20 protein-coding genes and 1 tRNA gene are annotated in these 24,737 nt (G+C 67.5%); 18 read left to right on the top strand and 3 right to left on the bottom strand.

The annotated features are described in order from the left end of the window. Nucleotides 1–27: 27 nt before the first annotated feature. The 5 genes from ACK8OR_RS13860 to tuf all read left to right on the top strand — a co-directional run bounded on the left by ACK8OR_RS13860 (nt 28) and on the right by tuf (nt 6,542). Complete coding sequence (locus ACK8OR_RS13860) at nt 28–2,337, top strand: DNA topoisomerase IV subunit A (protein ID WP_410190007.1); 2,310 nt, start codon at nt 28–30, stop codon at nt 2,335–2,337. 6 nt (nt 2,338–2,343) lie between these two features. Next, nucleotides 2,344–3,564 (top strand): DUF898 family protein, encoded by a 1,221-nt coding sequence (locus ACK8OR_RS13855; protein WP_410190006.1) that lies wholly within the window; start codon nt 2,344–2,346, stop codon nt 3,562–3,564. After that, on the top strand, nt 3,561–4,655 hold the full coding sequence (locus tag ACK8OR_RS13850) for a M48 family metallopeptidase (RefSeq protein ID WP_410190005.1): 1,095 nt from the start codon (nt 3,561–3,563) through the stop codon (nt 4,653–4,655). The genes ACK8OR_RS13855 and ACK8OR_RS13850 overlap by 4 nt, the downstream gene beginning before the upstream one ends. A gap of 61 nt (nt 4,656–4,716) precedes the next feature. Then, the gene (locus tag ACK8OR_RS13845) at nt 4,717–5,262 is read left to right on the top strand and encodes a hypothetical protein (protein ID WP_410190004.1); all 546 of its coding nucleotides are present in this window, start codon (nt 4,717–4,719) and stop codon (nt 5,260–5,262) included. A 104-nt stretch (nt 5,263–5,366) separates the two neighbouring features. Next, on the top strand, nt 5,367–6,542 hold the full coding sequence (gene tuf, locus ACK8OR_RS13840; protein WP_410189994.1) for an elongation factor Tu: 1,176 nt from the start codon (nt 5,367–5,369) through the stop codon (nt 6,540–6,542). A 478-nt stretch (nt 6,543–7,020) separates the two neighbouring features. On the opposite strand, the gene ACK8OR_RS13835 is transcribed toward tuf, so the two are convergent. Continuing rightward, the gene (locus ACK8OR_RS13835; protein ID WP_410190003.1) at nt 7,021–7,284 is read right to left on the bottom strand and encodes a hypothetical protein; all 264 of its coding nucleotides are present in this window, start codon (nt 7,282–7,284) and stop codon (nt 7,021–7,023) included. A gap of 251 nt (nt 7,285–7,535) precedes the next feature. Beyond that, a complete protein-coding gene (locus tag ACK8OR_RS13830; protein WP_298430439.1) occupies nt 7,536–7,802 on the bottom strand; it encodes a hypothetical protein in 267 nt (88 codons plus the stop codon). A 224-nt stretch (nt 7,803–8,026) separates the two neighbouring features. Here ACK8OR_RS13830 and ACK8OR_RS13825 point away from each other — a divergent pair. The 11 genes from ACK8OR_RS13825 (at nt 8,027) to ACK8OR_RS13775 (ending at nt 22,672) form a co-directional block, all read left to right on the top strand. After that, nucleotides 8,027–8,102: transfer RNA gene (locus ACK8OR_RS13825), tRNA-Trp, on the top strand. 85 nt (nt 8,103–8,187) lie between these two features. Continuing rightward, nucleotides 8,188–8,382: a preprotein translocase subunit SecE gene (gene secE, locus ACK8OR_RS13820; RefSeq protein ID WP_298430442.1), complete on the top strand. Its 195-nt coding sequence runs from the start codon at nt 8,188–8,190 to the stop codon at nt 8,380–8,382. A gap of 179 nt (nt 8,383–8,561) precedes the next feature. Further along, nucleotides 8,562–9,095 carry a transcription termination/antitermination protein NusG gene (nusG, locus tag ACK8OR_RS13815; protein ID WP_298430444.1) on the top strand — a complete coding sequence of 178 codons (534 nt, stop codon included), beginning with the start codon at nt 8,562–8,564 and terminating at the stop codon, nt 9,093–9,095. 134 nt (nt 9,096–9,229) lie between these two features. Beyond that, on the top strand, nt 9,230–9,679 hold the full coding sequence (rplK, locus tag ACK8OR_RS13810) for a 50S ribosomal protein L11 (protein WP_410190002.1): 450 nt from the start codon (nt 9,230–9,232) through the stop codon (nt 9,677–9,679). Beyond that, nucleotides 9,679–10,389 (top strand): 50S ribosomal protein L1, encoded by a 711-nt coding sequence (gene rplA / locus ACK8OR_RS13805; protein WP_410190001.1) that lies wholly within the window; start codon nt 9,679–9,681, stop codon nt 10,387–10,389. The genes rplK and rplA overlap by 1 nt, the downstream gene beginning before the upstream one ends. 374 nt (nt 10,390–10,763) lie before the next feature. After that, nucleotides 10,764–11,276, top strand: a complete 513-nt coding sequence (rplJ, locus tag ACK8OR_RS13800; protein ID WP_298430450.1) for a 50S ribosomal protein L10 — start codon at nt 10,764–10,766, stop codon at nt 11,274–11,276. Nucleotides 11,277–11,354: 78 nt separating this feature from the next. Next, nucleotides 11,355–11,735, top strand: coding sequence for a 50S ribosomal protein L7/L12 (rplL, locus tag ACK8OR_RS13795; protein WP_298430452.1), 381 nt, complete (start codon nt 11,355–11,357; stop codon nt 11,733–11,735). A 282-nt stretch (nt 11,736–12,017) separates the two neighbouring features. Next, entirely contained in the window at nt 12,018–16,157 is a 4,140-nt protein-coding gene (gene rpoB / locus ACK8OR_RS13790; RefSeq protein WP_410190000.1) for a DNA-directed RNA polymerase subunit beta, read from the top strand. Nucleotides 16,158–16,261: 104 nt separating this feature from the next. Continuing rightward, the gene (gene rpoC / locus ACK8OR_RS13785; protein WP_410189999.1) at nt 16,262–20,491 is read left to right on the top strand and encodes a DNA-directed RNA polymerase subunit beta'; all 4,230 of its coding nucleotides are present in this window, start codon (nt 16,262–16,264) and stop codon (nt 20,489–20,491) included. Nucleotides 20,492–20,952: 461 nt separating this feature from the next. After that, complete coding sequence (locus tag ACK8OR_RS13780; protein ID WP_410189998.1) at nt 20,953–21,783, top strand: glycosyltransferase; 831 nt, start codon at nt 20,953–20,955, stop codon at nt 21,781–21,783. Between the two features lies 1 nt (nt 21,784). Continuing rightward, nucleotides 21,785–22,672, top strand: coding sequence for a DMT family transporter (locus ACK8OR_RS13775; RefSeq protein WP_410189997.1), 888 nt, complete (start codon nt 21,785–21,787; stop codon nt 22,670–22,672). Nucleotides 22,673–22,675: 3 nt separating this feature from the next. On the opposite strand, the gene ACK8OR_RS13770 is transcribed toward ACK8OR_RS13775, so the two are convergent. Next, the gene (locus tag ACK8OR_RS13770) at nt 22,676–23,488 is read right to left on the bottom strand and encodes a putative rhamnosyl transferase (RefSeq protein WP_410189996.1); all 813 of its coding nucleotides are present in this window, start codon (nt 23,486–23,488) and stop codon (nt 22,676–22,678) included. 286 nt (nt 23,489–23,774) lie between these two features. Here ACK8OR_RS13770 and rpsL point away from each other — a divergent pair, with 286 nt between their 5' ends. Both rpsL and rpsG read left to right on the top strand, forming a co-directional pair. Next, nucleotides 23,775–24,146, top strand: coding sequence for a 30S ribosomal protein S12 (rpsL, locus tag ACK8OR_RS13765; RefSeq protein WP_298430465.1), 372 nt, complete (start codon nt 23,775–23,777; stop codon nt 24,144–24,146). A 74-nt stretch (nt 24,147–24,220) separates the two neighbouring features. Next, a complete protein-coding gene (rpsG, locus tag ACK8OR_RS13760; protein WP_298430467.1) occupies nt 24,221–24,691 on the top strand; it encodes a 30S ribosomal protein S7 in 471 nt (156 codons plus the stop codon). Nucleotides 24,692–24,737: the final 46 nt, after the last annotated feature.

Genomic DNA, 24,737 nt, shown 5'->3' with positions numbered 1-24,737 from the left:
CGAGTCCCCAAAGATACATCATCGTCCATGAGTGACGCCAACGACACGGATGACGCCCGCGGCGAGGTGGTTTCGGAGCCCCTGAGCCGGGCGATCGGCGACCGCTACCTGACCTACGCGCTCTCGACGATCATGCACCGCGCGCTGCCCGATGCGCGCGACGGGTTGAAGCCGGTCCATCGCCGCATCCTCTACGCCATGCGCGAGCTGCGGCTGGCCTCGACCGGGGGCTTCCGCAAGTCGGCCAAGATCTCGGGCGACGTGATGGGCAACTACCACCCCCATGGCGACGCGGCGATCTACGATGCGATGGCGCGCCTGGCGCAGGATTTCGCGGTCCGCTACCCGCTGGTGGACGGGCAGGGGAACTTCGGCAACATCGACGGCGACAACCCCGCCGCCGCCCGCTACACCGAGGCCCGCATGACCGCCGCCGCCGAGGCGCTGCTGGAGGGGCTCGACGCGGACGCCGTCGATTATCGCGACAATTACGACGGCACCCTGCAGGAGCCTGTCGTCCTGCCCGCCGCCTTCCCGAACCTGCTGGCCAACGGCGCCGCGGGCATCGCGGTCGGCATGGCGACCAACATCCCGCCGCACAACCTCGACGAGCTGATCGCGGCCTGCCTGCACCTCATCAAGGCGCCGAACGCCCGCGACGAGACGCTGATCGAGCACATTCCCGGGCCCGACTTCCCGACCGGCGGCGTCATCGTCGAGCCGCGCGAGAGCATCCTGGAGACCTACCGCACGGGACGCGGCGCCTTCCGCCTGCGCGCCCGCCACGAGGTCGAGGACCTGGGCAAGGGCCAGTGGCAGATCGTCGTCACCGAGATCCCGTACCAGGTCCAGAAGGGCAAGCTGATCGAGAAGCTGGCCGAGCTGGTGCTGGCCAAGAAGGTCCCGATCCTCGCCGATATCCGCGACGAGAGCGCCGACGACATCCGCATCGTGCTGGAGCCGAAGTCGCGCAACGTCGACCCCGACGTGCTGATGAACACGCTCTACCGGCTGTCGGACCTGGAGACGCGGTTCTCGCTCAACATGAACGTGCTGATCGACGGTGTGACGCCGCGCGTGTGTTCCCTGCGCGAGGTGCTCCAGGCCTTCCTCGACCACCGTCGCGACGTGCTGATCCGCCGCTCGCGGCACCGGATGGCCAAGATCGACCACCGGCTGGAGGTCCTTGAAGGCTTCATCCTCGCCTATCTCAACCTCGACCGCGTGATCGACATCATCCGCTACGACGACGCCCCGAAGGAGGCGCTGATGTTCGAGCCCTGGGGCGAGAGCTACGTGCGCGCCACCGACGAGGGCGACTACCGCTCGCCGCTGCCGTCGGACGGTCAGGCCTCGTTGACGGAGGTGCAGGCCGAGGCGATCCTCAACATGCGCCTGCGCGCCCTGCGGCGGCTCGAGGAGATGGCGCTCCTGAAGGAGCGCGACGCGCTCATGGAGGAGCGGGCGGGCCTCGAGGACCTGCTCGAGAACGAAGCCGTGCAATGGACCACCATCGCGTCCGAGCTGCGCGAGGTCCGCAAGGGCTTCGGCAAGTCCACCGATCTCGGTCGCCGCCGCTCGACCTTCGAGGACGCGGTCGAGGTGGCCGACGTACCGCTCGAGGCGATGATCGAACGCGAGCCGATTACCGTTGTCTGCTCCAAGATGGGCTGGGTGCGCGCGCTCTCCGGCCACCAGCCGCTCGACAAGGAGCTGAAGTTCAAGGACGGCGACGGCCCCGCCTTCCTTTTCCACGCCGAGACGACCGACAAGCTGATCGTCTGGGGCAGCGACGGGCGCGCTTACACGATCGGGGCCTCGACCCTGCCAGGTGGGCGCGGCATGGGCGAGCCCCTGCGCCTGATCGTCGACCTGCCCAACGAGACGGGCATCGTCGACATCCTGATCCACCGGCCGGGCCGTCGCCTCCTGCTCGCATCCACGGCGGGCGACGGCTTCGTCGTCCCCGAGGAGGAGATGGTCGCCATGCGCCGCGCGGGCAAGCAGGTGCTGAACATGCGCCCCGGCATCACCGCGCTGCGGCCCATCGCGGCCGAGGGCGACCACGTCGCCTGCATCGGCGAGAACCGCAAGATGCTGGTCTTCCCGCTGGCCGACTTGCCCGAGATGCCGCGCGGCAAGGGCGTGCGGCTCCAGAAGTTCAAGGATGGCGGGCTGTCGGACGTCACGGTCATCACGCTGGCCGAGGGGCTCAAGTGGTCCGATCCCGCCGGCCGCACGCGGCACGAACCGGACCTGGCCGAATGGCTGGGCACCCGCGCGCAGGCCGGTCGCATGGCCCCCCGCGGCTTCCCCCGCGACAATCGGTTCGGCTGACACCGCATGGGCGTCGCGACCCTGGACACGTTGCGCGGCGACGTCGCGGGGACACGCGGCGCGCTGCTCTGGCTGGTGCTGAAGACCACGATGCTCAGCGTCCTGACGCTCGGCCTCTATTCCTTTTGGTCGCGCACGCGGGTGCGCCGTTGGCTCTGGTCCTCGCTTCGCGTGGGCGGCGCGCCGCTGGAATATGCGGGCCAGCCGCTGGAGAAGCTGATGGGCTTCGTCATCGCCGCCGTCATCGTCGCGACCTATCTAGGCGTGATCGTCATGCTCCTGATCTTCGCCTCGCTGACGCTGTTCGAGGGCGTCGCCGCCGGCGGCGTCGCGGCGTTCCTGCTGCTCCTGCCGGTCTACTGGTTCGCCCAGTATCGCGGCATCCGCTACCTTCTGAACCACACCCGCTGGCGGGGCCTGTCCTTTGCCATGGTGCCCGGCGCCTACGGCTACGCATGGCGCGCGGTGGCGTGGACGGCGGCGACGGTGCTCAGCCTCGGGATCGCGCTGCCATGGCGCACGCACCGCCTCTGGGCCTACCGGGTCGCACGGGCGAGCTTCGGCGACACCCGCTTCGCCCTCGCCACCACGGCCGGGCCGCTCGTCAGGCTCTGGCTGCCCGTCTGGGCGGGGCTCTGGCTGCTGGTCGGCGGGACCGCGGCCTTCGGATACGTGCTCTCGGACGGCGGCTCCGACGAGGAGGCGCTCGCCGGCTTCGTCCTCCTCGCGGCCCTCCCGGTCGCGGGCCTTGCGGCACTCCTCTGGCTGCGCTGGCGCGTCCGCTCCTTCGAGGTCCTCGCCTCCGCCATCCGCTTCGGCGAGAGCGCCACGCTGTCGGTTCGTCCGACCGTCCGCCGCGTCTTCCGCATCCACCTTCTGGGCTGGATCGTCGTGGCGCTCCTCCTCCTCGCCCTCCTCTTCGCGCTGGGCCTCGCCCTCGGCCTCTTCGCGGTCGGCTGGCTGGCGAACATCCCCACCGACGGCGCCTTCGCCGAGCCGTCGCCCTACGCGCTCGCGGCGCTGGGGGTGCTGCTCTACCTGACGCTCTTTTTGATGCGCGGCGCGCTCCGCACGGCCTTCGTGACCTTCCCGCTGATCGCCCATGTCGGCGACACGCTGGTCGTCGCGGGCGCCACGGCGGTCAACGCGACCGGGGCGGGCGAACGCCAGCACATGGCCGATGCCGACGGCTTCGCGAACCTCTTCGACATGGGGTCCGGCATATGAGCGACGCGGCCTTCGCCGACTATTTCGACGGCACGCGCGCACTCCGGCAGCGGGCCGAGATCCGCGTCTGGCAGGGCAGTCTCCATATCGCGCTGCCCGATGGCGAGGCCGTGATCTGGCCCAGCGCCGCGATCCGGCAGCTTCGCGACCAGCCGGGCGGCGGGCTGACGGCCTACGGGCGCACTGGGGCCGAGGACCGCCTCGTCGCCGATGCCGAGGCCGCCGCCCTGATCGACGCGCAGGCCCCCTCGGCCGCGCGGGGGCTGCCGGGGCCACCGCTCGCGATCCGCGCGGCGGGCGTTTTCGTCGCCGGATGCGCGGCCATCGCCGCACTGATCTGGATCGTCCTACCCGCGCTCGCATCGCTCCTCGCCGAGGTAATGGATCCCGAGGCCGAGGTCGCGCTGGGCGAGCTGCATTTCGAACAGACGCGCGTGATGTTCGGCGGCACCACCCCCCTCGCGATCTGCGACGCGCCCGCGGGTCAGGCCGCGCTGGAGGCGATGGTCGCCCGCGTCGGCGCGGATCTCGATCTGCCCTATCCGATCGTCGCGACCGTGCTCGACGACCGCGAAGACCCGATCCTGAACGCCTATGCCGTGGCCGGCGGGCGGGTCACGTTCTTCCATTCGATGATCGTCGCGGCCGAACATCCCGACGAGATCGCCGCCGTCCTCGCCCACGAGATCGGCCATGTCGTCCACGACGATCCGGTGCGCGGGATGCTGCAACAGCTCTCGGGTCTCGCGGTGATCTCGGTGCTGCTGGGCGACATCACCGGGGGCGGGCTCCTGTCTGGGGCGACCAGCGGCGCGATCTTCGCGGGCTACTCGCGGGACGCCGAGACGCGCGCCGACATCTTCGCCGCCCGCCAGCTCCGCGCACGGGGCCTGCCGCCCTCGGCACTTGGCCGGATGTTCGAGCGGCTGCGCGAGCGCTACGGCGATGTCGAGGGCTTCGCGAGCCATTTCGCCAGCCATCCCCAATTGGCCGAGCGCATCATCGCCGCCTCCGGCGCGGGCGATCCGCCTCCGGGCGCGCCCTCGCTCTCGCCCAAGGCATGGTCCGATCTCCGGGCGATCTGCCGGTGAAACTTGCCCCCGGCCGGACGCCCCGCTACGCACGTTGCGACATCGCCGCCAAGGGGTTCCCATGACCACAGATCTCAGCCGCCGCGCATTCGCGGGGCTCGCGCTCGGCGGGTTGGCCGGGTGCGCCGCCTCGGACCCGCTGACCGAAGCCCCGCGCGACATGGGGGATTTCCGGCTGGGCCTGACGATCGTCGTGGCCGACAAGGTCAAGAAGATCCCGCCTTCCCGCGATGCCACGAAGGAGGCGCTGATCGCCGCGATGACCGCCGAGATCGACCGCCGGTTCCGGCGCTACGACGGCGCGCGCGAATACCATATCGCGGTGGCCATCGACGGCTACGCGCTGGCGCCGCCGGGCATCCCGATCGTGCTGACGCCGAAATCCATCATGGTCGTCACCGCGAACCTCTGGACCGCCGATCCGCAAGAGAAGATCCGCGGCCCCGAGCAGCTCACCACCTTCGAGGGGGCCGACACGCTCCTGCTCGGCTCCGGCCTCGTGAAAAGCGCCGACGAACAGCTCGCCACCCTGGCCCGCAACATGTCGGGCAAGATCCAGTCCTGGCTCCTGCGCGAGCCCGAGACCTTCGGCCTGCCGCCGCGCTGACCGGGGCCAACCGGGCCTTGCCTTTCGCACGGCCCACGGCTAGACGGCCCGCGATGTAATCAGGGGGTCCGCCACATCGGCCCCGACAAGCGCAGGGGCCCCTCATGGCGAAGGCAAAATTCGAACGCACGAAACCGCATGTGAACATCGGGACGATCGGTCACGTGGACCACGGCAAGACGACGCTGACGGCTGCGATCACGAAGTATTTCGGCGACTTCAAGGCGTATGACCAGATCGACGGTGCGCCCGAGGAGAAGGCGCGCGGGATCACGATCTCGACGGCGCATGTCGAGTACGAGACCGAGAACCGCCACTACGCGCATGTCGACTGCCCGGGCCACGCGGATTACGTCAAGAACATGATCACCGGGGCCGCCCAGATGGACGGCGCGATCCTCGTGGTGAACGCGGCCGACGGCCCGATGCCGCAGACGCGCGAGCACATCCTGCTCGGCCGCCAGGTCGGCATTCCGACCATGGTCGTCTACATGAACAAGGTCGACCAGGTCGATGACGAGGAGCTCCTGGAGCTCGTCGAGATGGAGATCCGCGAGCTTCTGTCGAGCTACGAGTATCCCGGCGACGACATCCCGGTGATCCCGGGCTCGGCGCTGGCGGCGATGGAAGGCAACAACCCGGAGATCGGCGAGGAGTCGATCCGCAAGCTGATGGCGGCCGTGGACGAGTACATCCCGACGCCCGAGCGCGCCGTGGACCAGCCGTTCCTGATGCCGGTCGAGGACGTGTTCTCGATCTCGGGTCGCGGCACGGTCGTGACGGGTCGCGTCGAGCGCGGCGTGATCAACGTGGGCGACGAGATCGAGATCGTGGGCATCCGGGACACCAAGAAGACGACCTGCACGGGCGTCGAGATGTTCCGCAAGCTGCTGGACCGCGGTGAGGCCGGCGACAACATCGGCGCGCTCCTGCGCGGCGTGGACCGGGACGGCGTCGAGCGGGGCCAGGTGCTCTGCAAGCCGGGCTCGGTGAAGCCGCACACGAAGTTCGAGGCCGAGGCCTACATCCTCACGAAGGACGAGGGCGGCCGCCACACGCCGTTCTTCGCCAACTACCGCCCGCAGTTCTACTTCCGGACGACGGACGTGACGGGGACGGTTCAGCTGGCCGAGGGCACGGAGATGGTGATGCCGGGCGACAACGTGTCGTTCGGGGTCGAGCTGATCGCGCCGATCGCGATGGAGCAGGGCCTGCGCTTCGCGATCCGCGAAGGCGGCCGCACCGTGGGCGCGGGCGTCGTCAGCAAAATCACGGAGTGATTTCTGCTGACACGCGACAGGGGCGTCCGCTAGCGGACGCTCCCGAGAGCGTCGTCAGCAAGATCACGGAGTAAGTGCAGCCGGCCCGCAGGGCCGGGTGTCACGACACGGCGCAGTGCAAAGGCCCCCTCGGGGGCCTTTGTCACGAGAGCCGGCAGGGCTCCCCTCGGGGGGCCCTTGTTGCATGAGCGGCCCGCGGACGCGCCCGCAGGGAAGGCCGTCCCACCGGCGCGACCTTCGTCCCGGGGCCGGTGCGTGCCGAGCACGAACCCTACGGTCCGCCCCCGCGAGGCCCTGCGAAGCCCGGCGCAGGGTGCGTGCTCGCGACGCACCGATCGGCATACGTATCGACGACCGCCGCCGGGCGCGGCGAATCCCGCCACGAAAACGGGCCGCCCCCGGAAGAAGCGGCCCTCGATGCGGGCGACGTCGTGCGGTCGCCGATGGGGGAACCGGATCGGGCCGCCCCGATGCCGCGTCAGTTGTTGCGGATGATGGCCTCGATCTGGCCCTTCTTCTGCGAGTCCGCGTCGCTGCTGTCGACGATGGCCTTGATGGTCGCGATCTGGCCGAGGGTCAGATCGTCGCCCATCGAGGACGGGTCGATGCCGAGGCGCTCGAGATCGCTCATCAGTGCGGTTTGCAGCATGTTGAAGCCTTGGCTGGCGTGGCCGTCGGCGAGGGCGGCGCCCCCGGCGGACAGGGCGATGAGGACGGCGGCTGCGGTCATCTTGAAGTTCATGTCTTCTCTCCGATGTGTTCGGTGCGACGTCGGCCGGGTCATCCGACCGCTCGTCCCGGACCAGATGCCTCGCCCCCCGATCACGTGTCCCCAGACGAACCCGTGAGATCATGCGTCTGTGACTTGACCGTGATGCCGCCCTTGACACAGGCGCGGGCCACGCCCGTCGGCCGTGTCCGCGCGGAGCAGCGACGGCCAACGAAAAAGGGCGACGCTGGCGCGCCGCCCCAAATCTCGGTCGGAAGATCCGATCAGTTGGCGATGATCGCCTCGATCTGACCCTTCTGTTGGGCTTCGGCGCCATCACCTTCCACGATCTCTTTGATCGCGGCGATCTGACCGAGGGTCAGGTCGTTCAGGGCGTCGGTCGGGATGCCCATGCGCTCGAAATCGCTCATCAGAGCGGTCTGCAGCATGTTGAAGCCTTCGCCCATCGTGGCGTGGGCGTCGGCCATGGCGGCGGACGCACCGAAGGTCAGGGCGGTGGCGGTGACGAGGGCGGTAAGCGTGCGGTTCATTGGTGTGCTCCTTAGGGGCAGTGGTCATAGAAAACACGGCGTGGTTGTCGTCGCGTCGGCAATACAACGGGGTGCCGATCCAAAGGTTCCGGTCCGTCGCAACATTTTCTTGCCAGCGAATTGCCGTCGCGTCGAGTCGGGGGGCCGGGCGGCGGCGGCGGCGTCCCGCCCGCGCTTCCCCCTTGCACCCGTCGCGGCCGCGCCATATGCCCTGTCGCGCCTGCAGGGGTATAGCTCAGTTGGTAGAGCAGCGGATTCCAAATCCGCAGGTCTCGGGTTCGAATCCTGATGCCCCTGCCAGGCCCGCGACCCGCGACCGCCGACCGGCTTGCGCCGCCGGACCCCGGCGCCTATCTCCGGCAGGACCGATCCCGAGAGGCACGACATGGCCACCACCAACCCGATGCAGTTCATCCAGCAGACGCGGGCCGAGATCGGCAAGATCACGTGGCCGACACGCCGCGAGGTCCTGCTGACGACGGTAATGGTCTTCCTGCTGGCGATCCTGGCGGCGACCTTCTTCTTCTTCGTCGACTTCCTGATCCGGACGGGCCTGACGACGCTCTTGGGCGCATTCTGACGACGCACCCGCGCGCGCGGGCCGCGACCCTTGAATCCCGCCGGGGCGGGGGGTAGAGGGACCGGACTTCGAACCGGGCGGCGCGCATTGATTCGTGATGCGCGCTGTTTGACGTTTTGAGGCCGGTCGCCGCGCGCGGTCGGACGACATTTTTAGAGACGAGCGAGGACGACCGGCAGATGGCGAAGCGATGGTATTCGGTCAGCGTGCTGTCCAACTTCGAGAAGCGCGTCGCGGAGCAGATACGCACCGCGGTCGAGGAGCAGAACCTCGAGGACCAGATCGAAGAGGTGCTGGTCCCGACCGAAGAGGTGCTGGAGGTCCGTCGCGGCAAGAAGGTGACCTCCGAGCGGCGCTTCATGCCCGGCTACGTGCTGGTGCGGATGGAGATGTCGGACGAGGGTTATCACCTGGTCAACTCGATCAACCGCGTCACCGGCTTCCTTGGCCCGCAGGGTCGACCGATGCCGATGCGCGATGCCGAGGTGAACCAGATCCTCAACCGCGTCCAGGAAGGCGAGGAGGCCCCGCGGTCGCTCATCACCTTCGACGTGGGCGAGGACGTGAACGTGACCGACGGCCCGTTCGAGGGCTTCGCGGGCCAGGTCGAGGAGGTGGACGACGAGGCCCAGCTCCTCAAGGTCTCGGTCTCGATCTTTGGCCGGGCCACCCCGGTCGAGCTGAAATTCACGCAGGTCTCCAAGGCCGCGTGAGGCACGGCCCCCGCGCCACGCGGGGGTCTCGGACGTGGGAGGCGACGGGCGATACGCCCCGGACCGAACCACGGCAAAGCGCCCTTCGGGGCATGTAGGGCGGGCCTGGTCCCGCCGCCGAAAAGGAGAGACGCATGGCGAAGAAACTCGTCGGCACCATGAAGCTGCAGATCCCTGCAGGTCAGGCCAATCCGTCGCCGCCCGTGGGCCCCGCCCTCGGTCAGCGCGGCATCAACATCATGGAATTCTGCAAGGCGTTCAACGCCAAGACGCAGGAGATGGAGCAGGGCGCCCCGTGCCCCACGGTAATCTCGTATTACCAGGACAAGTCCTTCACCATGGATATCAAGACGCCGCCCGCGTCCTATTATCTCAAGAAGGCCGCCGGCCTGAAGCCCGTGGGCAAGCGCAACCGTCCGCGCGGCGCCGAGACGCCGGGCCGCGAGACCGTGGCCTCCGTCACCGTCAAGCAGGTGCGCGAGATCGCGGAAGCGAAGATGAAGGATCTGTCGGCGAATGACGTCGATCAGGCGATGAAGATCATCGTGGGCTCGGCGAAGTCCATGGGCATCGAGGTGAAGTGATGGCGAAGCTCGGAAAGCGCGCAACGGCGGCCCGCGAGGCATTCGCTGGCAAGGAAAACGTGACCGTCGACGAGGCCGTCAGCCTCGTGAAGGGCAACGCCAAGACGAAGTTCGACGAGACCGTCGAGATCGCGATGAACCTGGGCGTCGACCCGCGTCACGCCGACCAGATGGTCCGCGGCGTGGTCTCGCTCCCGAACGGCACCGGCAAGGACGTCCGCGTCGCCGTCTTCGCCCGTGGCCCCAAGGCCGACGAGGCCAAGGAAGCCGGGGCCGATATCGTCGGTGCTGAGGACCTGATGGAGACGGTGCAGTCGGGTCAGATCGACTTCGACCGCTGCATCGCCACGCCCGACATGATGCCCATCGTGGGTCGTCTGGGTAAGGTGCTGGGTCCCCGGAATCTGATGCCGAACCCCAAGGTCGGCACGGTGACGATGGACGTGGCCCAAGCCGTCAAGGACGCCAAGGGCGGCCAGGTCCAGTTCAAGGCCGAGAAGAACGGCGTCGTCCATGCGGGCGTCGGCAAGGCCTCCTTCGACGAGGCCAAGCTGAAGGAGAACGTCATGGCGTTCGTCGACGCGGTCTCCAAGGCCAAGCCGACGGGGGCCAAGGGCTCCTACCTCAAGAAGATCTCGCTCAGCTCCACAATGGGGCCGGGCGTGTCGGTCAGCGTCGAGAGTGCCACGGGCAACGACCCCGTCGCCTGATCGCGGCGCGACCCGAGAGAACCGGTGGAACGGCGGGGCAGGGTGCCCCGCCGTTTCGCGTTTCCGGGGCAGGCGCGCGCCGGATGCCGCAGCTGCGAGGATTTGCCCTTTCCATTCGGGCGCGATCATCCTAAGAGGCCCCCCGACGACCCGGACGGATTGCTTCGCCCGGGTCGTTGATTCGTCCGAGACGGTGGGTGGCTTCGGCCGTAAGTCCTGCCCGAGACGGGAAAAGACATTCCGGCCCCGATTTCCGGGACCCTGGGCTGCGCTGACCCGTAAGGACTTCTTGTCGTGCATTCGCGCGACGAAAGAGAGCCGGAGGGGTCCGCCCCTCCATCGCGGGGTTTCCCCGCGAGACTTGGAGAAGAACTGTGGATAGAGCCCAGAAAGAGAAAGTGGTCGAGGAACTCGGCCAGATCTTCGAAAGCTCTGGCGTCGTGGTGGTCAGCCGCTACGAGGGCATGACAGTCGCCGAGATGCAGGACCTTCGCTCGCAAATGCGCGAAGCGGGTGGTTCGGTTCGCGTCGCCAAGAACAAGCTCGCCAAGATCGCCCTTGAGGGGAAGGCTGCCAGCAGCATTTCCGATTTCCTCACGGGCATGACCGTACTCGCCTATTCCGAGGACCCCGTGGCTGCGGCCAAGGTCATCGACGCGTATGCCAAGGACAACTCCAAGCTGGAGATCCTGGGCGGCGCGATGGGTGAGAACGCTCTGGACGTCGAAGGTGTGAAAGCCGTCGCGAAGATGCCCAGCCGCGAGGAGCTCATCGCTTCCATCGTGGGCTGCATCGGCGCGCCTGCCTCGAACATCGCCGGCGCCATCGGCGCGCCTGCTTCGAACATCGCGAGCATCCTGTCGACCATCGAGGAGAAGGCCGCCTGAGGCCCATCCCGTCATCCCTCGTCGTGGTCTTGAACGACACGGCACCGGAACACATCTAAACGAACTGGAAATCGAACAATGGCTGATCTGAAAAAACTCGCCGAAGACATCGTGGGCCTGACCCTTCTGGAAGCCCAGGAACTGAAGACCATCCTCAAGGACGAATACGGCATCGAGCCCGCTGCCGGTGGCGCGGTCATGATGGCCGGTCCCGCGGGCGACGCCGGTGGCGCCGCCGCCGAGGAGCAGACCGAATTCGACGTCATCCTGAAGTCGGCCGGCGCCTCCAAGATCAACGTGATCAAGGAAGTCCGCGGCATCACGGGTCTGGGTCTGAAGGAAGCCAAGGACCTGGTCGAAGCCGGCGGCAAGGCCGTCAAGGAAGGCGTCGACAAGGCCGAGGCCGAAGACATCAAGGCCAAGCTGGAAGCGGCTGGCGCCGAAGTCGAACTGAAGTAAGGCGGGGCCACCCCCGCCCTTTGGGCGCCGGTCGCGCGGGGATCTCCCCGCCGTCCCGTCCGAGAGCGAACGACACGGGTGGTCCCGCCGCATGCGGGGCCACCCCTTCCTGTCCCGGCAAGCCCCTTTTCGGGGGCTTTCCAGGTCAGGAGGCGGGAACGGGGGCGCGTCCGTGGGACGATGCGCCGGATGGTTTCCCCTCGCACGACCCTTCGCTGGCCCACGGCGTCCGCAGCCCCGACGGACGCCCGTGCGCGCGAAACCGAGAGAAAGAGACCATCCATGGCTCAGATGCAGGCATCCCCCAAGCGGATTCGGCGTTACTACGGCAAGCTGGAGGAAGTCCTCCAGATGCCGAACCTCATCGAGGTTCAGAAGTCCTCCTACGACCTGTTCCTAAATTCCGGCGACCAGCCCGAGCCCTCCGAAGGCGAGGGCCTGATGGGCACCTTCCAGTCGGTCTTCCCGATCAAGGACTTCAACGAGACGGCGGTGCTCGAATTCGTCAAGTACGAGCTCGAGGAGCCCAAGTACGACGTCGAGGAATGCCAGCAGCGCGACATGACCTACTCGGCCCCGCTGAAGGTCACCCTGCGCCTGATCGTGTTCGATGTGGACGAGGACACCTCGGCCAAGTCCGTCAAGGACATCAAGGAGCAGGACGTGTTCATGGGCGACATGCCCCTGATGACGCCCAACGGCACCTTCATCGTCAACGGCACCGAGCGGGTCATCGTCTCCCAGATGCACCGTTCGCCGGGCGTGTTTTTCGACCATGACAAGGGCAAGACGCACTCGTCGGGCAAGCTGCTCTTTGCCTGCCGCATCATTCCCTATCGCGGCTCCTGGCTCGACTTCGAGTTCGACGCCAAGGATCTCGTCTTCGCGCGCATCGACCGCCGCCGGAAGCTGCCGGTGACGACGCTGCTCTATGCCCTCGGCATGGACCAGGAAGCGATCGTGAACACCTATTACGACACCGTGACCTACACCCATCGCAAGGGTGAGGGCTGGGCCACGAAGTTCTTCCCCGAGCGCTATTCCGGCACCCGGCCGGCGATGGACGTCATCGACGCCGCCACCGGCGAGGTCGTGATAGAGGCCGGCAAGAAGGTCACGCCGCGCCAGGTCAAGAAGCTGCGCGAGGAGGGCAAGGTCGAGGAGATCCTCGTGCCGTTCGACGCCATCATCGGCAAGTTCGCCGCGCGCGACATCATCGACGAGACCAACGGCGCCATCTTCGTCGAGGCCGGCGACGAGCTGACGTGGGAACTGGACAAGGCGGGCGAAGTGTCCGGCGGCACCCTGAAGGAGCTGCTGGACGCAGGCGTCGAGACGCTGCCGGTGCTCGACATCGACAACGTCACCGTGGGTCCGTACATCCGCAACACGCTGGCCGCCGACAAGAATCTCGGCCGCGAGACGGCGCTGATGGACATCTACCGCGTCATGCGTCCGGGCGAGCCGCCCACCGTCGACGCCGCCCAGACGCTGTTCGACCAGCTCTTCCGCGACAGCGAGCGCTATGACCTCTCGGCCGTGGGCCGGGTCAAGATGAACATGCGCCTCGACCTCGACGCCGAGGACACGATGCGGACCCTGCGCGACGAGGACATCCTCGCCTGCATCAAGGCCCTCGTGGAGCTGCGGGACGGCCGCGGCGAGATCGATGACATCGACCATCTCGGCAATCGCCGCGTCCGCTCCGTCGGCGAGCTGATGGAGAACCAGTACCGCGTCGGCCTTCTGCGCATGGAGCGCGCCATCAAGGAGCGCATGTCCTCGGTCGAGATCGACACGGTTATGCCGCAGGACCTGATCAACGCGAAGCCTGCGGCCGCCGCCGTGCGCGAGTTCTTCGGCTCGTCGCAGCTCTCGCAGTTCATGGACCAGACGAACCCGCTGTCTGAAGTGACGCACAAGCGTCGCCTCTCGGCGCTTGGACCGGGCGGCCTGACGCGCGAGCGCGCGGGCTTCGAGGTGCGCGACGTGCACCCGACCCACTACGGCCGGATGTGCCCGATCGAGACGCCGGAAGGCCCGAATATCGGCCTGATCAACTCGCTCGCCACCTTCGCGCGCGTGAACAAGTACGGCTTCATCGAAACGCCCTACCGCAAGGTGGTCGACGGGCAGGTGACGGACGACGTCCAGTACATGTCCGCCACCGAGGAGATGCGTCACACCGTGGCGCAGGCCAACGCGCAGCTGACCGATGACAAGCGGTTCCAGAACGAGCTGGTCTCGACCCGCCAGTCCGGCGACTACATGCTGCAATCGCGCGACAACGTGGACCTGATCGACGTGTCGCCCAAGCAGCTCGTTTCCGTGGCCGCGGCGCTGATCCCGTTTCTCGAGAACGACGACGCCAACCGCGCGCTGATGGGCTCGAACATGCAGCGTCAGGCCGTGCCGCTCCTGCGGGCGGACGCACCCTTCGTGGGCACCGGCATGGAAGCGGTCGTCGCCAAGGATTCCGGGGCGGCCATCATGGCCAAGCGCGGCGGCGTCATCGACCAGGTCGACGCGCAGCGTATCGTCGTGCGCGCCACCGAGGACCTCGAGCTGGGCGACGCGGGCGTGGACATCTACCGCCTGCGCAAGTTCCAGCGTTCCAACCAGAATACCTGCATCAACCAGCGTCCGCTGGTGAAGGTCGGCGACACGGTCACCAAGGACGAAGTCCTGGCCGACGGTCCGTCCACCGACATGGGTGAGCTGGCGCTCGGCAAGAACGTGGTCGTCGCGTTCATGCCGTGGAACGGCTACAACTACGAGGACTCCATCCTCATTTCCGAGCGGATCGCTCGCGACGACGTCTTCACCTCGATCCATATCGAGGAGTTCGAGGTCGCCGCGCGTGACACCAAGCTCGGACCCGAGGAGATCACCCGCGACATCCCGAATGTCGGCGAGGAGGCGCTGCGCAACCTCGACGAAGCCGGCATCGTCTATATCGGCGCCGACGTGGAGCCGGGCGACATCCTCGTGGGCAAGATCACCCCCAAGGGCGAAAGCCCGATGACGCCGGAGGAGAAACTCCTCCGCGCGATCTTCGGTGAAAAGGCCTCGGACGTACGCGACACCTCGCTGCGCGTGAAGCCCGGCGACTACGGCACGGTCGTGGAAGTCCGCGTCTTCAACCGTCACGGCGTCGAGAAGGACGAGCGCGCGCTGCAGATCGAGCGCGAGCAGGTCGAACGCCTCGCGCGCGACCGCGACGACGAGCGCGAGATCCTGGACCGCAACATCTATGCCCGCCTGCGTGGCATGATCGAGGGCCAGAAGGGCGTGAAGGGCCCCAAGGGCTTCAAGTCCGGCTCCAAGGTCGATGACGCGGCGCTCTCGGCGCTGACCTACGGCCAGTGGTGGCAGATCGCCGTCGAGGACGAGGGCACCGCTCAGCAGGTCGAGGCCCTGAACGAACAGTACGAGATCCAGAAGCGCGCCCTCGAGGCCCGCTTCGAGGACAAGGTCGAGAAGGTCCGTCGCGGCGACGACCTGCCGCCGGGCGTAATGAAGATGGTCAAGGTCTTCATCGCCGTGAAGCGCAAGCTTCAGCCGGGCGACAAGATGGCCGGCCGTCACGGCAACAAGGGCGTCATCTCGAAGGTCGTGCCGATGGAGGACATGCCGTTCCTCGCCGACGGCACGCCGGTCGATTTCGTGCTGAACCCGCTGGGCGTGCCGTCGCGCATGAACGTGGGCCAGATCCTCGAGACCCACATGGGCTGGGCCGCGCGCGGCATGGGCCTTCAGATCGACGAGGCGCTGGACGAGTTCCGCCGCTCCGGCGACCTGACGCCCGTGCGCGACGCCATGAAGATCGCCTATGGCGAGGAGGCCTACGAGGAGCACCTGGCGAAGATGGGCGAGGACGGTCTCGTCGAGGCGGCCTCCAACGTCACCCACGGCGTGCCGATCGCGACCCCGGTCTTCGACGGCGCCAAGGAAGGGGACGTCAACGACGCCCTGACCCGCGCGGGCTTCGACACCTCGGGCCAGTCGGACCTGTTCGACGGGCGCTCGGGCGAGAAGTTCTCGCGCCAGGTGACCGTCGGCGTGAAGTACCTGCTCAAGCTGCACCACCTGGTGGACGACAAGATCCACGCGCGTTCGACCGGGCCCTACAGCCTCGTCACGCAGCAGCCCCTGGGCGGCAAGGCGCAGTTCGGCGGCCAGCGCTTCGGCGAGATGGAGGTCTGGGCCCTGGAAGCCTACGGCGCGGCCTACACCCTGCAGGAGATGCTGACGGTGAAGTCCGACGACGTGGCCGGACGGACCAAGGTCTACGAGAGCATCGTCAAGGGCGAGGACAATTTCGAGGCGGGCGTTCCCGAGAGCTTCAACGTGCTCGTCAAGGAAGTGCGCGGCCTCGGCCTGAACATGGAACTCCTGGATGCGGAGGAAGACAGCGAGTGATCGCGCCGGCGGTGCGTGCCGAGCACGCACGCTACGCCCGGTAGGGTGCGTGGTTCCCACGCACCGCTCCTCTTCCAACGCACCCTTTTCACAAAGGTATCAAGATGAACCAGGAACTGACGAACAACCCGTTCAACCCGATCGCGCCCCAGAAGGTCTTCGACGAGATCAAGGTCTCGCTGGCCTCGCCCGAGCGCATCCTCTCGTGGTCCTACGGCGAGATCAAGAAGCCCGAGACCATCAACTACCGGACGTTCAAGCCCGAGCGTGACGGCCTGTTCTGCGCGCGCATCTTCGGTCCGATCAAGGATTACGAGTGCCTCTGCGGCAAGTACAAGCGCATGAAGTATCGCGGCGTCGTCTGCGAGAAATGCGGCGTCGAGGTCACCCTCCAGAAGGTCCGCCGCGAGCGGATGGGCCATATCGAGCTGGCCTCGCCCGTCGCCCACATCTGGTTCCTCAAGTCGCTGCCGTCGCGCATCGGCCTGATGCTGGACATGACGCTGCGCGACCTCGAGCGGATCCTCTACTTCGAGAACTACGTCGTCATCGAGCCCGGCCTGACCGATCTCACCTACGGACAGCTGATGTCCGAGGAGGAGTTCATGGACGCGCAGGACGCCTACGGCGCCGACGCGTTCCAGGCCAATATCGGGGCCGAGGCCATCCGCGAGATGCTGGCCGCGATCGACCTCGAGCAGGAAGCCGCGACGCTGCGCGAGGACCTCAAGGAGGCCACGGGAGAGCTGAAGCCCAAGAAGATCATCAAGCGCCTGAAGATCGTCGAGAGCTTCATAGAGTCGGGCAACCGGCCCGAGTGGATGATCCTGACCGTGATCCCGGTCATCCCGCCCGAACTGCGCCCGCTGGTGCCGCTGGACGGCGGCCGCTTCGCGACATCGGACCTCAACGACCTGTATCGCCGCGTTATCAACCGCAACAACCGCCTCAAGCGGCTGATCGAGCTGCGCGCGCCCGACATCATCGTGCGCAACGAGAAGCGGATGCTGCAAGAATCCGTCGACGCGCTCTTCGACAACGGACGCCGCGGCCGGGTCATCACGGGCGCCAACAAGCGTCCGCTGAAGTCGCTGAGCGACATGCTCAAGGGCAAGCAGGGCCGCTTCCGCCAGAACCTTCTGGGCAAGCGCGTCGACTTCTCGGGTCGCTCGGTCATCGTGACCGGGCCGGAGCTGAAGCTGCATCAATGCGGCCTGCCCAAGAAGATGGCGCTCGAGCTCTTCAAGCCGTTCATCTACTCGCGGCTCGAGGCCAAGGGCCTGTCGTCCACCGTCAAGCAGGCCAAGAAGCTGGTCGAGAAGGAGCGTCCCGAGGTCTGGGATATCCTCGACGAGGTCATCCGCGAGCATCCGGTTCTCCTGAACCGCGCGCCCACGCTGCACCGTCTCGGCATCCAGGCGTTCGAGCCCGTGCTGATCGAAGGTAAGGCGATCCAGCTGCACCCGCTGGTCTGCTCGGCCTTCAACGCCGATTTCGACGGCGACCAGATGGCCGTCCACGTGCCGCTTTCGCTCGAAGCCCAGCTCGAAGCGCGCGTCCTGATGATGTCCACGAACAACGTGCTGTCGCCCGCCAACGGCGCGCCGATCATCGTGCCGTCGCAGGACATGGTCCTCGGGCTCTACTACGTCTCGATGGAACGGGCCGGCATGAAGGGCGAGGGCATGATTTTCTCGTCTGTCGACGAGGTCACGCACGCGCTCGACGCGGGCGAGGTGCATCTGCACGCCAAGATCAAGGCGCGTGTCACCCAGATCGACGAGATGGGCGAAGAAGTCGGCGTCGTGTTCGACACCACGCCGGGCCGCGTGCGCCTCGGCTCCATGCTGCCGCTGAATGCCAAGGCGCCGTTCGACCTCGTTAACCGGCTACTGCGCAAGAAAGAGGTCCAGCAGACCATCGACACCGTCTACCGCTATTGCGGCCAGAAGGAGTCGGTTATCTTCTGCGACCAGATCATGACCCTCGGCTTCCGCGAGGCGTTCAAGGCGGGCATCTCCTTCGGCAAGGACGACATGGTCATCCCCGAGGACAAGTGGCCCGTCGTCGAGGCGACGCGCGACCAGGTCAAGGATTTCGAGCAGCAGTACATGGACGGCCTGATCACCCAGGGCGAGAAGTACAACAAGGTCGTGGATGCCTGGTCGAAGTGTAACGACAAGGTCACCGAAGCCATGATGTCCACGATCTCGGTCGCGGGCACGGACGAGAACGGCGCCGAGAACGAGCCGAACTCCGTCTACATGATGGCTCATTCCGGTGCGCGTGGCTCGGTCACCCAGATGAAGCAGCTGGGCGGGATGCGCGGCCTGATGGCGAAGCCGAACGGCGACATCATCGAGACGCCGATCATCTCGAACTTCAAGGAAGGGCTGACCGTGCTGGAGTACTTCAACTCCACCCACGGCGCGCGGAAGGGTCTGTCTGACACGGCGCTCAAGACCGCGAACTCGGGCTATCTGACGCGGCGTCTCGTGGACGTCGCGCAGGACTGCATCGTCCGCATGGACGATTGCGGGACCGAGAAGGCGATCACCGCCTCGGCCGCCGTCAACGACGGCGAAGTCGTCGCCACCCTGGCCGAACGTGTGCTGGGCCGGGTCGCGGCCGACGACGTGCTGCGGCCGGGCACCGACGAGGTCATCGTCAAGGCCGGCGAGCTCATCGACGAGCGCACCGCCGACATCGTGGACCAGGCGCAGGTGCAATCGATGCGCATCCGCTCGCCGCTGACCTGCGAGGCCGAGGAGGGCGTTTGCGCGTCCTGCTACGGACGTGACCTCGCGCGCGGCACCAAGGTGAACCAGGGCGAGGCCGTCGGCATCATCGCGGCCCAGTCCATCGGCGAGCCGGGCACCCAGCTGACGATGCGGACCTTCCACATCGGCGGCGTCGCCCAGGGCGGACAGCAATCCTTCATGGAAGCCTCCGCCGAGGGCACCGTCGCCTTCCAGAACGCCAACACGCTGACCAACGAGGCGGGCGGCGTGGTCGTGATGGGTCGCAATATGACCCTCGCGATCATGGACGAGAACGGCGAGGAGCGGGCCTCCCACAAGCTGGGCTACGGCACGACCCTGCACGTCACCGACGGCGCCAAGGTCGCGCGCGGCGACAAGCTCTACGAGTGGGACCCGTTCACCCTGCCGATCATCGCCGAATCCGACGGCAAGGCGAAGTTCGTCGATCTCTATGCGGGCATCTCGGTGCGCGACGAGACCGACGACGCCACCGGCATGACCCAGAAGATCGTGTCCGACTGGCGCTCCGCGCCCAAGGGCTCCGATCTCAAGCCGCAGGTCATCGTGGCCGGCGAGGATGGCGAGCCCGTCCGCAACGAGGCCGGCAATCCGATCACCTACGAGATGTCGGTGGACGCGATCCTGTCGGTCGAGGACGGCCAGATGCTGAAGGCGGGCGACGTCGTCGCGCGTATTCCGCGCGAAGGCACCAAGACCAAGGACATCACGGGCGGCCTGCCGCGCGTGGCGGAACTGTTCGAGGCCCGCAAGCCCAAGGACAACGCGATCATCGCGGAGGCCGACGGCACGGTGAAGTTCGGCAAGGACTACAAGAACAAGCGCCGGATCACGGTCATCCCGTCCGACGACAGTCTCGAGCCGATCGACTACATGGTGCCCAAGGGCAAGCACATCCCGGTGGCCGAGGGCGATTTCGTCCAGCGCGGCGACTACATCATGGATGGCAACCCCGCGCCGCATGACATCCTGCGGATCCTGGGCGTCGAGGCGCTGGCCGATTACCTGATCGACGAAGTGCAGGACGTGTATCGACTGCAGGGCGTGAAGATCAACGACAAGCATATCGAGGTGATCGTCCGGCAGATGCTCCAAAAGTGGGAGATCCTCGACTCGGGCGACACGACGCTCCTTAAGGGTGAGAATGTCGACAAGGCCGAGCTGGTCGAGGCCAACGAGAAGGCCGAGAAGCGGGGCGATCGTCCCGCTCGGGCCGAGCCGATCCTGCTCGGCATCACGAAGGCGTCGCTCCAGACCCGTTCGTTCATCTCCGCCGCCTCCTTCCAGGAGACGACGCGCGTCCTGACCGAGGCTTCGGTGCAGGGCAAGAAGGACAAGCTGGTCGGCCTCAAGGAAAACGTCATCGTCGGCCGCCTCATCCCGGCGGGCACCGGTGGCGCGACCCAGGCGATGCGCGCCATCGCCACCGCGCGCGACAACGTCGTGATCGAGGAGGCCCGCGCCGAGGCCGAGAAGGCCGCGGCACTGGCTGCCCCGACCGAGGAGCCTTCGGCCGAGGACGTCTTCGCCGAGGCGCCCGCCGTCGAGGAGTAATCCCCGGCCGCATGGCATAAAGAACACCCCCGCCGGAGCGATCCGGCGGGGTTTTTCGTCAAGGGGGGACGCCGGACCATTGCCCGGCCAGCGAGCGCCCCGGCACCGCTCGGACCCACAAGGCGGACCCACCCAGCAAACCGAAGCCATTCGCCGCGCGCGTTCACCGCCCGTTAACCGCTCCGGCTCAGAACCATCTCCGCGATCGCATCCGGCGGGACTGACACCCCGCCATTTCGACAGGACGACCCCAGACCCGCCCGGACGAGGGCGGGGTCACCGGGGTCGGGCCCGACCTCGACCGACCGGCGCGGCCACATCCGCGCCGACACCCAGGGGCGTCCACCCGACACCGGGCGGGCCCGCCCATCCCACGCATCACCGAGACCGACGACGGGCCGCACCGGCCCCGACCGGCGATAGGACTTGCCCGGTTCCCGCACCCGTGCGAGCGATCCGCCATGGCCATCGTCAACCAGATCATCGGCGTGCTGCGCTTCTCCTACCCGGCGAAGGAAGGCTTCTCGGTCTCCGGGCTGGACGAGGCCCAGCTGGAGCGGCATCTTTACGAGCCCGGCCGGATCGAGACGCGGTTCCGCTATCTCGAGACCATCACCCTGCCGTCGCTCGCCGCCCAGACCGACCCTGCGTTCCGCTGCGTGATCCTCGCCGGAACGACGCTGCCGATGCGGCACCGCAAACGGCTGCGCGCCCTCGAGGAGGCCTTTCCCTTCCTCAAGACGGTCTTCATGGAGCGGATGGGCGCACTGGCCGCGGGCAAGCGCAGCTTCCGGCGCGGCCTCGACGACGGCACCACCCATGTCACCGGCTTTCGCATCGACGACGACGACGCCGTGGCGGTCGACTACATCGCCCGCACGCGCGACATCTCGGACCGTCTTCTGGCCGCCGGGCTGGCCGAGGGGCCGACGACGCTCAGCTTCATGCGCGGGATCTACTGGGACCTCCACGATCCCGCCGAACCCTTCCACGAGTTTCGCGAGCCCCAGCCCCTCGGCCTCGCCTGCGCGATGATCACCACCGCCGACCTGCCGACCTGCATCTATCGCTACAACCATCGTCGGCTGCCCTGCCACGTCCCCGGCTTCACCCTGCCGGGCGACGCGCAGATGTTCCTCCGGACGCTGCACGACCACAACGACAGCGGCCGCTCCATTCCGCCCCACGCGACCCCCATGGCCACCCGCAAGGGCCGCAAGCTGATGGCCGAGCGCTTCGGCCTCGATGCCGATGCGGCCCTCGCGCTGATGCCCGCGCCGCCGCAGGACTGATATGCAGGACAACCTGAAGGGCGCGTTCCTGATGATGGGCGCCATGGCGACGTTCACCATGAACGACGCGGCGCTCAAATGGCTGGCCGAGGATCTGCCCGCCTTCCAGGTGACGTTCCTGCGCGGCTGCGTGGCGACGACGCTGATCGTCCTTCTGTCTTGGGCGATGGGGACGCTGGGCCGCGGCATCGCGCGGGCCGACCGCCCTTGGGCCTTCGGGCGCTCGGCGGCCGAGACGGCGGCGTTCCTGCCGTTCCTCCTCGCGCTCCAGAACATGCCGCTGGCCAATATCACCGCGATCCTCGCCGCTCTCCCGCTTTCGATCACGGCGGCGGGCGCGCTCTTCCTGGGCGAGCGGGTCGGCTGGCGACGCTGGACCGCGATTGGGGTCGGGCTGGTCGGCGTCCTTCTGATCGTCCGGCCGGGGACCGAGGGCTTCAACGCCTGGTCCGCCGTCGCGATGATCACCGTCTTACTGGCCACGGCGCGCGATCTGCTGACGCGGCGTCTGTCGCGGGACACGCCGTCGCTCAACGTCGCGGCGATCACGGCGGCGATGGTGACGCTGCTGGGCCTGGCGCTGTCGCTGGCCGAGCCATGGGGCCGGCCGACGGCAGGGCAGGGCGGCATGATCCTCGCCGCCGCGGGCTTCATCTTCGCGGCCTATCTCTGCTCGGTCATGGCGATGCGCGTGGGCGAGGTCGGGGCCGTCACGCCGTTCCGCTACACCTCGCTGGTCTGGGCGCTCATCCTCGGCTGGCTGGTCTTCGGCGACTGGCCCGCGACGCTGACCCTTATCGGGGCGGCGCTGATCGCGGCGACAGGCCTCTATACCCTCTGGCGCGAGGGCCGGGTGGCGCCCATGCCGCGCGCCACGGGTCCGCGCTGACGCTCAGGCCGCGGCGAAGCTCGCGGCCAGCGCGTCGAGGTCCAGTCCGAACCGATCCCGCAGGTCGACCCGCTCCTCCGAGGTGGCATGCACGAGGCGGTCGAGCTGCCCGGGCATCGGGCTGTCATTGGTCCCGTCCACGCCCCTGAGCCACATCGGCGCGTCCGGGATCGTTACCGATGGCATCAGCGCGCCGACCCGGTGATGCGGGAAATGGATCGCCGTGCGCCGGATCGACGGCTGGAGGAACAGCGCCTGCGCCACACCCAGATGGCTGCGCGTCGCGGCCTGCACCAGCGGACCTTCGGGCGTCGGGCGCATGACGTAGCCGCGGCTGAAATCGACCGCCAGACGGCCATGCCGCTCCCAGAGCGGGCGGACCTCGCCGAAGATGCGCCGGGCGCGCTCGACGAAGCTCCGGGCCACGCCATCGTCGTCATCCTGCCGGAATTGCATCACCGGCGGTCCCTCGGGGTCGATCCGGTCATTGACGATCGCCTCCATCGCGTAGCGCTGGTTCTCGGGCGGATGGAGGATCAGCTCGGCCTGGGGCAGGGCGGCGCAGAGCGCTTCGAGCCGCCCGCGCCACGGCTCGGGCAGGGCATCGCCCGTGACGACGAGGACGCGGAAGTCGGGGTCCGTCTGGGCCGCCAGCGTGCGCAGGCAGACGTGCTCCAGCGTCCGAAACCGTGCCTCCAGCCGGTCGGGCGCCCACAGATGCGCCTGCCGTTCGGCGACGCTGTCATGCTCGATCTGGAAGCCGCCGGAGCCGGGATAGGCGAAGCGCGTGATGGCGATGATCTGCAGATCGGACATGAGCCCGACGGTGCCCGCATTCGCGGGGGCCGACAAGCGCGGGGCCTGCGTTGACACCCCACCGCGATTCCCCTATCAGGCCCGCAATTCGGTCCGGGTGCGCGTCGCGCGCCCGTGTCGGCAAGCCAGAACCGTCGCACACGATCCGGGATACTGTTTCCCGCATCCTCTGTCACCCAACCGCATCGTCCAGGTCGGAATTCCGGGCGGATGCGGCCATCGGTCTTTGGCGCGTCGGGGTCCGGACGAGAGATTTGAACGTGAACGATAGACGGGGACACCCCACATGCCGACGATCCAGCAGCTGATCCGCAAGCCGCGTCAGCCCAAGCGCAAGACCTCGAAATCCCTCCACCTCGAGGGTTGCCCGCAGAAGCGCGGCGTCTGCACGCGCGTCTACACCACCACGCCGAAGAAGCCGAACTCGGCCATGCGGAAGGTCGCCAAGGTGCGCCTGACCAATGGCTACGAGGTCATCTCCTACATCCCGGGCGAGAGCCACAACCTGCAGGAGCACTCGGTCGTGCTGATCCGCGGGGGCCGGGTGAAGGACCTTCCGGGCGTGCGCTACCACATCCTGCGCGGCGTGCTCGACACGCAAGGCGTCAAGGATCGCCGTCAGCGCCGCTCCAAGTACGGCGCCAAGCGTCCGAAGTGAGACCGGGTCCCGCCCAATTCTGATGCGGGGCGCCGTGCCGCCCCGCCCGCCGCATTCAAACGAAGGATACACCGATGTCCCGCCGCCACGCCGCTGAAAAGCGCGAAGTTCTGCCCGACGCCAAGTATGGCGACAAGGTTCTGACGAAGTTCATGAACAACCTGATGATCGACGGCAAGAAGGCCGTCGCCGAGCGCATCGTCTACAACGCGATGGATCGGGTCGAGACCAAGATCAAGCGCTCGCCCATCGAGGTGTTCGCCGAGGCTCTCGACAACATCAAGCCCTCGGTCGAGGTCCGCTCGCGCCGCGTCGGCGGTGCCACCTACCAGGTCCCCGTCGAGGTCCGCCCCGAGCGCCGCGAGGCGCTGGCGATCCGCTGGCTGATCAATGCCGCCCGCTCGCGCAACGAGAATACTATGGAAGAGCGTCTGGCCGGTGAGCTGATCGACGCCGTCCAGTCCCGTGGCTCCGCCGTCAAGAAGCGCGAAGACACGCACAAGATGGCCGACGCCAACAAGGCGTTCAGCCACTACCGCTGGTGATCCGCCGCACTTATCTGACGTTCTGATCACGGGGGCCCGTCCGGGG

Source organism: Jannaschia halovivens (genome assembly GCF_046452375.1).
Lineage (GTDB): Bacteria > Pseudomonadota > Alphaproteobacteria > Rhodobacterales > Rhodobacteraceae > Jannaschia > Jannaschia halovivens.
The sequence above is the reverse complement of the archived record's forward strand: the minus strand, read 5'-3'. Positions and strand labels throughout refer to the sequence as shown.

Coding starts and splice junctions, on each gene's coding strand:
- ACK8OR_RS13860 (WP_410190007.1), top strand. CDS start 28: ATGAGTGACGCCAACGACACGGATGACGCCCGCGGCGAGGTGGTTTCG.
- ACK8OR_RS13855 (WP_410190006.1), top strand. CDS start 2,344: ATGGGCGTCGCGACCCTGGACACGTTGCGCGGCGACGTCGCGGGGACA.
- ACK8OR_RS13850 (WP_410190005.1), top strand. CDS start 3,561: ATGAGCGACGCGGCCTTCGCCGACTATTTCGACGGCACGCGCGCACTC.
- ACK8OR_RS13845 (WP_410190004.1), top strand. CDS start 4,717: ATGACCACAGATCTCAGCCGCCGCGCATTCGCGGGGCTCGCGCTCGGC.
- tuf (WP_410189994.1), top strand. CDS start 5,367: ATGGCGAAGGCAAAATTCGAACGCACGAAACCGCATGTGAACATCGGG.
- ACK8OR_RS13835 (WP_410190003.1), bottom strand. CDS start 7,284: ATGAACTTCAAGATGACCGCAGCCGCCGTCCTCATCGCCCTGTCCGCC.
- ACK8OR_RS13830 (WP_298430439.1), bottom strand. CDS start 7,802: ATGAACCGCACGCTTACCGCCCTCGTCACCGCCACCGCCCTGACCTTC.
- secE (WP_298430442.1), top strand. CDS start 8,188: ATGGCCACCACCAACCCGATGCAGTTCATCCAGCAGACGCGGGCCGAG.
- nusG (WP_298430444.1), top strand. CDS start 8,562: ATGGCGAAGCGATGGTATTCGGTCAGCGTGCTGTCCAACTTCGAGAAG.
- rplK (WP_410190002.1), top strand. CDS start 9,230: ATGGCGAAGAAACTCGTCGGCACCATGAAGCTGCAGATCCCTGCAGGT.
- rplA (WP_410190001.1), top strand. CDS start 9,679: ATGGCGAAGCTCGGAAAGCGCGCAACGGCGGCCCGCGAGGCATTCGCT.
- rplL (WP_298430452.1), top strand. CDS start 11,355: ATGGCTGATCTGAAAAAACTCGCCGAAGACATCGTGGGCCTGACCCTT.
- rpoB (WP_410190000.1), top strand. CDS start 12,018: ATGGCTCAGATGCAGGCATCCCCCAAGCGGATTCGGCGTTACTACGGC.
- rpoC (WP_410189999.1), top strand. CDS start 16,262: ATGAACCAGGAACTGACGAACAACCCGTTCAACCCGATCGCGCCCCAG.
- ACK8OR_RS13780 (WP_410189998.1), top strand. CDS start 20,953: ATGGCCATCGTCAACCAGATCATCGGCGTGCTGCGCTTCTCCTACCCG.
- ACK8OR_RS13775 (WP_410189997.1), top strand. CDS start 21,785: ATGCAGGACAACCTGAAGGGCGCGTTCCTGATGATGGGCGCCATGGCG.
- ACK8OR_RS13770 (WP_410189996.1), bottom strand. CDS start 23,488: ATGTCCGATCTGCAGATCATCGCCATCACGCGCTTCGCCTATCCCGGC.
- rpsL (WP_298430465.1), top strand. CDS start 23,775: ATGCCGACGATCCAGCAGCTGATCCGCAAGCCGCGTCAGCCCAAGCGC.
- rpsG (WP_298430467.1), top strand. CDS start 24,221: ATGTCCCGCCGCCACGCCGCTGAAAAGCGCGAAGTTCTGCCCGACGCC.